Consider the following 10,120-nt stretch of genomic DNA (forward strand, 5'->3'; position numbering starts at 1 on the left):
AGTAAGAAAAATAGCCCCTTAAAAGACCATTGTCCGTATAAAATCTTCCTTGTCCACTTTCCTTCCTTGTCTTCCTAGTCTTGCCTTCACAGATCATATTAAAAACCTACCCTTGCAAGGAGAGGGTGGGGTAAAACAATAGTTGATACACTAATCATGACTTGACAAACATCCTCTTCCCCTTGCTTCTAAAGCACTTCCTGCTAGAGCCGCAGGAACTCTATGGGTATAAGCAGGGCTGGTACGAGAAACACCATTCATCTTCGATTATGCAATGCCGATTTTTTCACATAATACACAGACAAAGCTGCATTAACAGGACATATCGCATTTGATACCATATAATCAAGTGAGTCGGAAAACTAAATACCATTTCCGACTTTCTTGTTGATTTAATCATTTCCTCAGGACGGGACTGGCCAGGCTCGAACCGGCGACCTAGCGCTTAGGAGGCGCTCGCTCTATCCATCTGAGCTACAGCCCCAACTACAAAGCATATGCAAACAGATACTATGATAGCAGGATTTTTAGGTAGACTGCCAAGAATTATCCCAAGAACCGCCGCCTATTTCTAAACCGCATAGAGAACTCTGTGCTTTGAGGATTGTTTGAGATTTGCTATGAGTTAATTTTCGTAACTCCAAATTTAATTTTCCCTGCATGGTATCCCGACAACAGAATAATAAACCATTTGCTGTCGGCGCGCGCAGAGGTGTACCAGGTAAAGGCGTGGTTCCGGTCAATTCAACTTCATAATGTAAGTTTTTGGCGCGCATTTGCCATCTACCCCACGGCTGAATATCCCATTCTACTTTTGCATTCCAGGGAACGAATTCATAAAACTTGCCATGATGGTGCAGGCCAATCATGGCCACAGATTCCATCCACCACAATACACCACGCTTGCCACCGCCAGCCGTCAAAGCCAAATCGGGTTCGCCATCAAAGTGATTACAATTCAACCAAAACCATTTTTGGGGAAAAGCGCCGCCCCAGTTCTTCTCTGCGTAAGCTGGCGCATTTGTAAATTCATAGATTTTACCGTTCCAATCAATCCTACCACTTGCTAACCCGTGAGCCATCAAGATTTGCCATCCAGGTTCAAAAATCTGTAAAGATGACAGCCAACCGGCGGTTGATTGCTGAAGACTATTTTGATTCCCCCAGTAGTATATCGGCTCAATGTCGTATAGCCAACGGCAATAATTACCAGTAGCCGGATCGTAAATCTCTCCTTGATTTAAGGTAGCTGTGGCTTGATAGCCTTCTTGGACATGATGTTTAAACTCGGTCGGGATGAGATATAAAGGTAGGGTGTTGAGGTCGGTTTTACCCCAATGACCTAATGCGAGAACATCTCGACTACCCCAAAATCCTTTGACATCAGGAAAAGTACGACATATATACTCATCATTGGGTCCGAGGACTTGAGCAGCACCGCCACTATAGGGTTGGCCTCCAATGGGGTCTTCTATGGAGTACATGAACGCGAAGGTTTGACCACAATCAGGTAAAGTTAGGCGATAATACCAACCTTCAAAAAAGCGGCGACTACTACCGTCCCAATGGTATCCACTATGAGGAGTTTGGTTTGAGTGCAAAAAATTTAGGGGAATAGTTAACATATATCTATATAAGAGTTGCCTGTTTCTTTCAGTATGAGCGATTACCTCGATATTAATCATGCTTATGAAGTTTTAGGACTAACGCCCGGTGCGTCACAGGAACAGGTGAAGCAAGCTTACCGTCAATTGGTAAAGATTTGGCATCCTGATCGCTTTTTTAACCATGAGGAAAAACAGGAAGCAGAGTCAAAAATCAAACAAATCAATCTAGCTTACAAGCAACTCAAGTCTCAACAGCTAAACACTACCAGTTTACCTTCTGCTTCGCCTCCAAATCTTTCAATTCATCAGGTAAATATATCTGTTCAGCGCTGGGATGCTGAAACTTTTTATAACTGGGGAGTAGAGAATGCCAGTAGAGGACAATATGAGGAGGCGATCGCAAATTTTACCCAAGCTATTAGCCTCAATCCCACCTACATTGAAGCATACAAGTATCGGGGGTTTGTTTGTTCTCAACTGGGGTTTGAATATAGAGCTACTACAGATTTAAATAAAGCTGCATCCTTAGAACGGAATGTCCGCGGATACTCTGATTCCACGTACTCAAGGTCATCCAGACTGATATTCCAGCGTCAACCCCTGTTATCAAGATGCTGTCAGCAAATCAAAAAACTACTGAGGGTAAACAGGCGTTGGCGATGATTTCAGCCCATAGTCAGGGAAATAAAGCCTTTTTCAGGCTAATGAAGTACACATCAATTCCCTGTTCCCTGTTCCCTGTTCCCTGTTCCCTGAAACTAAACAACTTTGTACCTCACGAGCATGGGAAATACTATATTAAGATAATTTACAAAAATATGACAGAAAGTTAATGCTGTTCAAGTTTGGTAAATATCTTACACAAATTGAATAGAGGGTGCTAAATTACAAATAAGGTACAAAGGAATTAAAAGTTAATTAAAAAACCTATAAATTGGAGCCTGTACCTCCTGCTCTAATGAACTCGCAATCAGAAATCATTTGTTGCATCCTGTCGCCAAAGTTTTCCACCTTGAGTTAATTGATCTTTTTGGAGGTTTTAGAAGTTCCACCTACAGATGCCTGTTGATAGTAATTAAGGATGATCAATTGTCAGATCAATGGTTGCGAAAATCGTCCACTTTATTTGAGTTAATTCACCCTGTTTTTCAAATTTCATCTAAACACTAGATATCTAATAAGCCGCCATAGGTTACTGATACTTTTCCATCGTAACTTGTGGCGGTTTATGATTAAATAATAAATAACTAGTCGCCAATTAAGGTAATTACAGTGACTTCAGGTGGACAAAATAAACGTCCTGGACTATAAGTTCCTAAGCCACGGCTGACATATAATTGATTGTCCAACACTTGATGAAAACCTTTTGCCCATTCCCAGTATCGGACTACTTTTGAGCAGTTGGCTAGTAACGCAGGTTCCCATTGGCGCACTTTTTGAGGAAGTTGTTTTAGCAGCTTTTGATAATGGAAAATCACAGGGCCAATTCCTGGTAGGACAATATGACCTCCGTGGGTATGTCCAGATAGTTGTAAATCTACTCGCCACTGTGACAAAACTTTAGCCGTATCCGGGTTATGGGATAAAACAATGCGGGGTGTACTAGGGTTGAGTTGGTTCATAACTAGTGCAGGGTTAAATTCCCGTGACCAATAATCAGCTAGTCCTACAATTGGTAACTCTTGTCCTAAAGGATAGGCGATTTCATTCCACAGGACATTAACCCCTATGTTATTCAGGGCAGATGTTATTTCTGTTTTTGAGTGCTGGTAATGTATATCATGATTACCGAGGACGGCATAAATACCAGAGCGACTTTGTAAATCTTTAAGTCGTAAGGCTAGTTGGTGAATGGGTGTAGGATCGTCGGTTACATAGTCACCAGTTAATAAAATTATATCGGGTTCAGCCTTGTTACTAGCGGCGATCGCTTGTGCTAACAGTTTTTCAGAAATTCTCACACCATCATAGTGAAAATCTGTCAACTGTACCAGTTTTATACCCTGTAAAGATTTTGGCAAATCCGCAATCTTAACCGTTACTTCATCTACTCTTAAACGTCCCGTAAACAACCAGTTCATAGTACAACAGAGACTCCTCGTACCAGTGCTTACAGCTTATCAAAGATCACAATATATCTGGGTCTATGGCGCTGACAATTCCCGACCATTGAATTTTTTTCTGTTTCTCCCGACGATAAGAAAAGAAGTATTCTGGAGTTTGGTAAGTACAGTAAGGAGCGATCGCTATTTGTTCGGCGCTCATACCCAAGCTTTCCAGTTGTAAAACATTGACTCGCCGCACATCCAACTTTACCTTTCCTGGATCGGGGTCTACCAATAACGGTGAATTTGGTAACTCATGCAAAGCACCTATAATTTGCTCTTGCTCTGCATAGGGTGTAATAGTAGCACCAAGTTGGGCAGCCACATCCAGAGAAACTTGATAAACCTCACCGGCGATCGCCGGTCCGATTGCAATGCGTAAATCATCCAGTTTGCTACCTTGCTCTTGCAATCGGGTGATAGCCACGGGAACAATCTTCGCTGCTGTTCCCCGCCAACCCGCGTGTAGTGCAGCTACTTGTCGAGTTTTGACATCAGCAATCAATACAGGTGTACAATCGGCACTAGCTACCCAAACAGCTTGTAGTGGCTGTTGGCTGATCACACCATCTCCCAAAACTAGACCGCAATCCTCGCCCCCCGTCTTCCCCTCAATGTCTTCTGGGGTGAGAACAATATTGCCATGTACCTGTTGGAGGCGATAAGCTGATGCTTCTGGGTGCAGTACTTTTGTCAAATCTTCAGGCGATCGCGGCCAAAACTGCTGAGTAAAAAAGCCGTGATGCCAATCTTTAAGAAGACTACAAGTAAGATAGGGTAGTCCTTGCCAATTGTGCCAATGCCAAGTGTGCATCTTGAGCCAAACCTAAACAAAATTCAACATCAGTCAATTAATGCTAACTTGAAGAACGTGATTTGGGTTAACTGCTGTGGGATTTGATAGATCGGGTGGCGAAGTCATTCGGCAACCCTTAGAAAGTCAGCTGGAATCGAAAGTTGAGTATACTTATATACCATCTTCCCTGCATATTTTTGAAAGTGTTCCTTCAACTAATCAGACCCTGTGGCGCTTGCTGAAGGATGGGGCTGATAAAAACTCTGTAGTAATTGCAACTCATCAAACTTCTGGCAGGGGACAATGGGGTCGTGAGTGGATTTCTCCCCCCGGCGGATTATATCTTTCGGTGGGTGTTGTTCCTAAACTAGAAGCTGCCGATAGTTATCGGCTTACCTTAGCCAGTGCTTGGGGGATTGCTGCCCAGTTGCGTCAGTGCGGCATCAGTGTGGGCATTAAATGGCCCAATGACCTAGTCTTGCAGGGTCGAAAGCTCGGCGGCATTTTGACAGAAACAAAAGTCAATAACGGACAGATCACACAAGCGGTAATTGGCGTCGGCATTAACTGGGCTAACCCAGTACCCGAAACTGGTATCAATCTCCAATCCTGGCAGGCCTCCCAGCCTCATCAGGCTATCTCTGGTCTAGAAATGCTCACGAAAACAGTTTTGGTAGGAATACAATCCGGTATAGACTGTCTCAGTCAAGAAGGAATAAGTGTACTCTTGTCTCAATATTTAGATTTATTGACAAATATTGGTGAGCAAGTATACATAGATAATCTTTTAGGCACTGTAGTGGGCGTAACGACCCAGGGAAATCTCCACATATCCTTTGAGATAAAAGAGCCAAATGACATAAAAATGCCAGAAATTTATCTCGAACCCGGTACAATCAGTTTGGGTTACCGTAAATCTTCTGTTTTGTTTTAGGTTTGTTGAAAATTTCGCTCTTTAGGCTAGACAAAGCACTCAAATCATCTCTTTAGGCTAATTTATAACAACACAGAGAAGCAATGACGCAGCGCCATAAATCTGCCCAACACCATTCACAGAACTCATTAAGATGCTATCCTTACGCGAAGCTGCTCCACATATGTGCATCTACGCTACCAGCACAAGGCTTTTTTCTGCTAACTACTGTCAGCCTCTTAGGTGGGGGTTTGGCAATTGCCCAAACAGAAACAAGTATAGATAATATTGTTCCCACGATTGAAAGTTACTCGGTTCCAGCAGTAGTAATACCAAAGAGTCTCAAAAAAGAGACTGTTTCTTCCGCACCATCCCAACCAGAATCTTCAGTTCCAGAAGAACAAGCTGACCTTATACAGCAACTACGTACTAAACAACAGGTTTCTACTCCTAGAGCAAATGTGACCTGGGAGGAACCCAAAACTGAGGTTTCTACTCCCAGAGCAAATGTGACCTGGGAGGAACCCAAAACTGAAGTAGCCCAACCTACAACACCCCAGGCTTTACCTGAAAAACTCCCAAAAGTTGCCCAGCCATCAAATAACTCGGACAGACCAACAAGTGCAACAGCAGGGACAACAACGGATTATAATAACGCCTATATTGACCCTACCAATTACACTACCAAGACAACGGCTACTTATCAAGCACCTAACTCCGTGGTGCTAACAGAACGGTATAGTGGTTGTCAAACTGTTTTACCCTCTGGGCAAAGTATATCAGGGAGTAGTTGTGCTCCAGCCACCCGGGAAGCTGCACGCCATCAGAAAACAGCACCAAGCTGGGTGAAAACCAGCCAAAATATTCAGTTAGCGCAGGTTCCAGCCCTAAATAATCACAGCAGCAACAGATGGGTTCCATCTAATAGTGCTAATAGTGCTAACAAAACCGCTTCTCCCTCTCATCGGTTTACCCCTAACCCTATTACATCAGCGTTAGGATCTGCTATTGTAGCCAGTGGTGAGACTTTACCCCCACCCATGGCCGCAGGGAATATTGCACCCCGCCCCAGTACAGTAGCTTATGACTTCCCCCTAGCATCAGTATTGCCACAAATTCCCTTTACAGGTTCCGTCGCCTATGGTCATGGGGGTATGATCTTTCCGCTTTCTATACCTGCTCGCATTAGTTCGGTATTTGGTTGGAGAAATCATCCCATTACAGGCGATATCCGCTTCCACTCCGGCACAGATTTGGCTGCTCCTATGGGTACACCAGTAGTAGCAGCAGCAGCCGGTACGGTGGAAACTGCCAACTGGTTGGGTGGTTATGGTTTAACCGTAATTATTAACCATGCTTCTGCTCAACAAACCCTTTATGCTCATATGTCAGAACTATTTGTCCAACCCGGTCAAATGGTGGAACAGGGAACCGTCATTGGCCGAGTTGGTAGCACTGGTAATTCTACAGGGAATCACCTACACTTTGAAGTCCGCCACCTCAAACCACAAGGTTGGGTTGCTGTTGACTCCGGTGTAAAATTAGAGGTTGCCTTTAATCAGTTGGTACAAGCTTTACAAACAGCTCGGGTTCCTTAAGAATAGGGCAACCCTCTGGGGGAAGTCAAAAGTCAAATTTCTTGACTTTCCCTACTCACAAATAGCCATGTTCTGCTAAGAACTCAGGTGTTAGTATATCTTTTTTCCGGTGGTTTTTGCCAGGAGAAACAAATTTTTCCACGTATTTGCCGAGAATATCCCCTTCTAAATTTACCCAACTACCAGGGACAAGATAGCGGAGATTTGTCTCCTCATAGGTAAGGGGAATGACTGCCACTGTGAACTGATATAATTCGGGATCATATACAGCTACTGTGAGGCTGATACCATTCACAGCAATGCTACCCTTGGGGACAATATACCGCGCGATCGCTTCGGGTGCAGTAAAGGTCATTTCCCAAGAACTAGCCGTTTGCTTGGCCTCTACTAATTGACCTATACCATCTACATGACCCATAACAAAGTGACCGCCGACTTTACCACCCACCCGTAGGGAGGCTTCTAAGTTGACATATTTCTGTTGTGTTTGCTCATCTCCCAGGGTGGTGCGGCTGAGAGTCTCCGGCGAAGCAGTGGCGATAAAGCCATTGTGGAAAATTTTTTCCACTGTTAAACACACGCCATCTACAGCAACGCTGTCGCCATAAGCCAAATCCTGCATAATCACAACAGAAGATTGACTTACAAAGGTAATTTGCCAAGAATCCCCCCCTATGGGTTTCATCGTTCCTAAGGCTTGGATTAATCCTGTAAACACGGCTTTTTTCTCAAACTAATTGTATTTATTGCCTAATTTTGCCCAAAATTCACTGTAATTCTGACATGAATGACGAACACCTTAAGTATAATTTCAGACTGTTTTTATTATAAATTTATTAACACATTCGCATCATTCACAAGGCATACTTGGTTAAGAAGGTTATTGTCTAGTTAGATGACTTTGACTTACTCTGGTGTTCACAACAAGTTCGGAGTTTAATAGAAGCAATTATAGAGAACAATGCTTATGTTTATTCCCCTACCCAACTTACCCCAGTCAATGGTATTATTTATTACGGAGCGCCCAATCATTCACAGGATTGTAGAGGCTTAGGCAATGATTGAAATGAGAGTCGCTGGCATAGCATTAGATGCCATAACCCGCAGTCCGATCGTACTTTTGAAAGATTCCTCAGATCGCCGTGCTTTGCCAATTTATATTGGACAGGAACAAGCTAGGGCAATTATGGGGGCGCTTGAAAATCAAAAGCCTCCCAGGCCTTTGACCCACGACTTAATTGTGAATCTTTTAGAGTCATGTTCGATGATTCTGGAAAAGGTGATTATTCACTCGTTACAAAAGGACACATTTTATGCAGCCTTAATTGTCCAGCAAGGCGAAATCAAAAAAGAAATTGATGCGCGTCCTAGCGATGCGATCGCCATTGCTCTGCGTACTAATTCCCCAATCTGGGTCATGGAAGAAGTGGTTTCCGATGCTTCCATCCCTGTTGACCGGGATGCAGATGAAGCAGAACAGCAAGCCTTCCGGGAATTTATCTCCAATCTTCGTCCCGAAGATTTGATCAAGCGCTTTGGTAATGGAAACAGCTAAATGAGCAGAGACGTGATTAGTCGCGTCTGTGCTCACTCCGTTCCCCACCCCCCTTTCCGCTAACTTTTCATGCAATACCGACGCTTTGGCAAAACAAACCTACACCTCTCAGTCTTTTCTTTGGGAACAATGCGCTACCTGACTAATGTCACAAATGCACAGCAGACAATTGTTACAGCCTTAGCCCTGGGAGTCAATCATCTTGAAACAGCTAGAGGTTATGGCAAAAGTGAGGAATATCTTGGTGCAGCTATCAAAGGCCGATTGACAGTACCCCGTTCCCAGGTTTACATCACCACCAAAATCCCGCCTACAGTTGATGCTGATAGTATGCGTCGGTATATCAATGAATCACTAGAAAGACTAAATCTAGATTATCTAGATTGCCTAGGAATTCATGGCTTAAATACTTGGGAGCATGTCCAGTGGGTGCAGGCCAACAATGGCTGCATGAAAGCCGTTCAGGAAGCTGTTGATGATGGTCGAGTGCACCATGTTGGTTTTTCCACCCACGGTTCATTGGATGTAATTTTAGCAGCCATCAATACAGATTTCTTTGAATTTGTCAATCTACATTATTACTATTTTTTCCAGCGTAATGCACCAGCAATTGAGCTAGCAGCTAACAAGGACATGGGGATTTTTATCATTTCCCCAGCTGATAAGGGCGGTCGCCTCTACACGCCACCCCAAACATTAACAGACCTGTGTCAGCCTTATTCACCTTTAGAATTAAACTATCGATTTTTACTCAGCGATCATCGTATTACTACCTTGAGCGTGGGGCCAGCCACTTCTGAAGAATTAATCAAACCCTTACAGGAGTCCGATAGTGTTCAACCGTTAACATTCTCAGAAACTTTAGCTTTCCAACGGTTAGAAGAACACCAGAAAGCTGCTTTGAAAACTGATAAATGCAGCCAGTGTTATGCTTGTTTACCTTGTCCAGACAATATCAATATTCCCGAAGTTTTGCGATTACGCAATCTCGCTGTAGCTTATGATATGAATGACTATGGAAAATATCGTTACGGTATGTTTGAAAATGCCGGTCACTGGTTTCCCGGAATGAAAGCTAACCGTTGTACCGAATGCGGTGACTGTTTACCGCGCTGTCCAGAAAACCTAAATATTCCCGCTTTATTAGAAGATACTCACGAGAGATTAAGCGGCAAATCTAGGAGAAGATTATGGTGAATGGCCAGGGTATGTTGACTAGCAGCAGCATCCCGTCAAGAGTATCAAATACCTAATCTTTTAGTCAGATTTATCTGACTTTAGCTTTCAGACAGGGGTTTCTAACCCCCGGATCGCTGTATTACCAAACCAAAAGCGCCCTTCCGGTGGGAAGGGCGCTTTCATCAAGGGGAGAAAGTATTATTTTAGGTTTCTTAACCTTAATCTCTTAACCGTTGATTGCAGGAGCAGTCAAAGCAACAGGAGCAACTTCACCAGCAGCCAAGTCTAAGGGGAAGTTGTGAGCGTTACGCTCGTGCATTACTTCCATACCCAGGTTAGCGCGGTTGATCACATCAGCCCAGGTAGC

Annotated in this window: 9 protein-coding genes, 1 tRNA gene and 1 pseudogene; 5 read left to right on the forward strand and 6 right to left on the reverse strand. The window is 43.7% G+C overall.

Translation table 11 applies throughout. From position 1 onward, the window contains the following. Positions 1 to 410: 410 nt before the first annotated feature. Positions 411 to 484 (reverse strand) — tRNA-Arg (locus PN447_RS12975). A 43-nt stretch (positions 485 to 527) separates the two neighbouring features. Further along, positions 528 to 1,625 (reverse strand): tocopherol cyclase family protein, encoded by a 1,098-nt coding sequence (locus PN447_RS12980; protein ID WP_271763463.1) that lies wholly within the window; start codon positions 1,623 to 1,625, stop codon positions 528 to 530. Between the two features lie 33 nt (positions 1,626 to 1,658). On the opposite strand from PN447_RS12980, the gene PN447_RS12985 reads away from it, so the two are divergent. Then, positions 1,659 to 2,270 (forward strand): J domain-containing protein, encoded by a 612-nt coding sequence (locus PN447_RS12985; RefSeq protein ID WP_271763464.1) that lies wholly within the window; start codon positions 1,659 to 1,661, stop codon positions 2,268 to 2,270. A 584-nt stretch (positions 2,271 to 2,854) separates the two neighbouring features. Here PN447_RS12985 and PN447_RS12990 read toward each other — a convergent pair. After that, a complete protein-coding gene (locus tag PN447_RS12990) occupies positions 2,855 to 3,688 on the reverse strand; it encodes a metallophosphoesterase (protein ID WP_271763465.1) in 834 nt (277 codons plus the stop codon). A 46-nt stretch (positions 3,689 to 3,734) separates the two neighbouring features. After that, a complete protein-coding gene (gene pgeF / locus PN447_RS12995; protein WP_271763466.1) occupies positions 3,735 to 4,526 on the reverse strand; it encodes a peptidoglycan editing factor PgeF in 792 nt (263 codons plus the stop codon). Positions 4,527 to 4,602: 76 nt separating this feature from the next. Between pgeF and PN447_RS13000 the strand changes: the two genes are divergently transcribed. Next, positions 4,603 to 5,442, forward strand: coding sequence for a biotin--[acetyl-CoA-carboxylase] ligase (locus PN447_RS13000; protein WP_271763467.1), 840 nt, complete (start codon positions 4,603 to 4,605; stop codon positions 5,440 to 5,442). Between the two features lie 83 nt (positions 5,443 to 5,525). After that, a complete protein-coding gene (locus tag PN447_RS13005; RefSeq protein ID WP_271763468.1) occupies positions 5,526 to 7,019 on the forward strand; it encodes a M23 family metallopeptidase in 1,494 nt (497 codons plus the stop codon). A 55-nt stretch (positions 7,020 to 7,074) separates the two neighbouring features. Here the strand turns inward: PN447_RS13005 and PN447_RS13010 are convergent, their stop codons facing one another. Continuing rightward, positions 7,075 to 7,737, reverse strand: a complete 663-nt coding sequence (locus PN447_RS13010) for a riboflavin synthase (protein WP_271763469.1) — start codon at positions 7,735 to 7,737, stop codon at positions 7,075 to 7,077. 339 nt (positions 7,738 to 8,076) lie between these two features. Between PN447_RS13010 and PN447_RS13015 the strand changes: the two genes are divergently transcribed. Both PN447_RS13015 and PN447_RS13020 read left to right on the forward strand, forming a co-directional pair. Further along, positions 8,077 to 8,574, forward strand: coding sequence for a bifunctional nuclease family protein (locus tag PN447_RS13015; protein WP_271763470.1), 498 nt, complete (start codon positions 8,077 to 8,079; stop codon positions 8,572 to 8,574). Between the two features lie 69 nt (positions 8,575 to 8,643). Further along, a complete protein-coding gene (locus PN447_RS13020; protein ID WP_271763471.1) occupies positions 8,644 to 9,771 on the forward strand; it encodes an aldo/keto reductase in 1,128 nt (375 codons plus the stop codon). 208 nt (positions 9,772 to 9,979) lie between these two features. Here the strand turns inward: PN447_RS13020 and PN447_RS13025 are convergent. Beyond that, positions 9,980 to 10,120: pseudogene (locus tag PN447_RS13025) on the reverse strand (photosystem II q(b) protein); the annotation flags it as partial.

It is taken from the genome of Anabaena sp. CS-542/02, from assembly GCF_028331085.1.
Taxonomy (GTDB): Bacteria; Cyanobacteriota; Cyanobacteriia; order Cyanobacteriales; family Nostocaceae; genus Anabaenopsis; species Anabaenopsis arnoldii.

Excerpts from the sequence above, each read along its gene's own strand:
- PN447_RS13020 (WP_271763471.1), top strand. The coding sequence starts at position 8,644 with ATGCAATACCGACGCTTTGGCAAAACAAACCTACACCTCTCAGTCTTT.
- PN447_RS12985 (WP_271763464.1), top strand. The coding sequence starts at position 1,659 with ATGAGCGATTACCTCGATATTAATCATGCTTATGAAGTTTTAGGACTA.
- PN447_RS12990 (WP_271763465.1), bottom strand. The coding sequence starts at position 3,688 with ATGAACTGGTTGTTTACGGGACGTTTAAGAGTAGATGAAGTAACGGTT.
- PN447_RS13005 (WP_271763468.1), top strand. The coding sequence starts at position 5,526 with ATGACGCAGCGCCATAAATCTGCCCAACACCATTCACAGAACTCATTA.
- PN447_RS13015 (WP_271763470.1), top strand. The coding sequence starts at position 8,077 with ATGATTGAAATGAGAGTCGCTGGCATAGCATTAGATGCCATAACCCGC.
- PN447_RS12980 (WP_271763463.1), bottom strand. The coding sequence starts at position 1,625 with ATGTTAACTATTCCCCTAAATTTTTTGCACTCAAACCAAACTCCTCAT.
- pgeF (WP_271763466.1), bottom strand. The coding sequence starts at position 4,526 with ATGCACACTTGGCATTGGCACAATTGGCAAGGACTACCCTATCTTACT.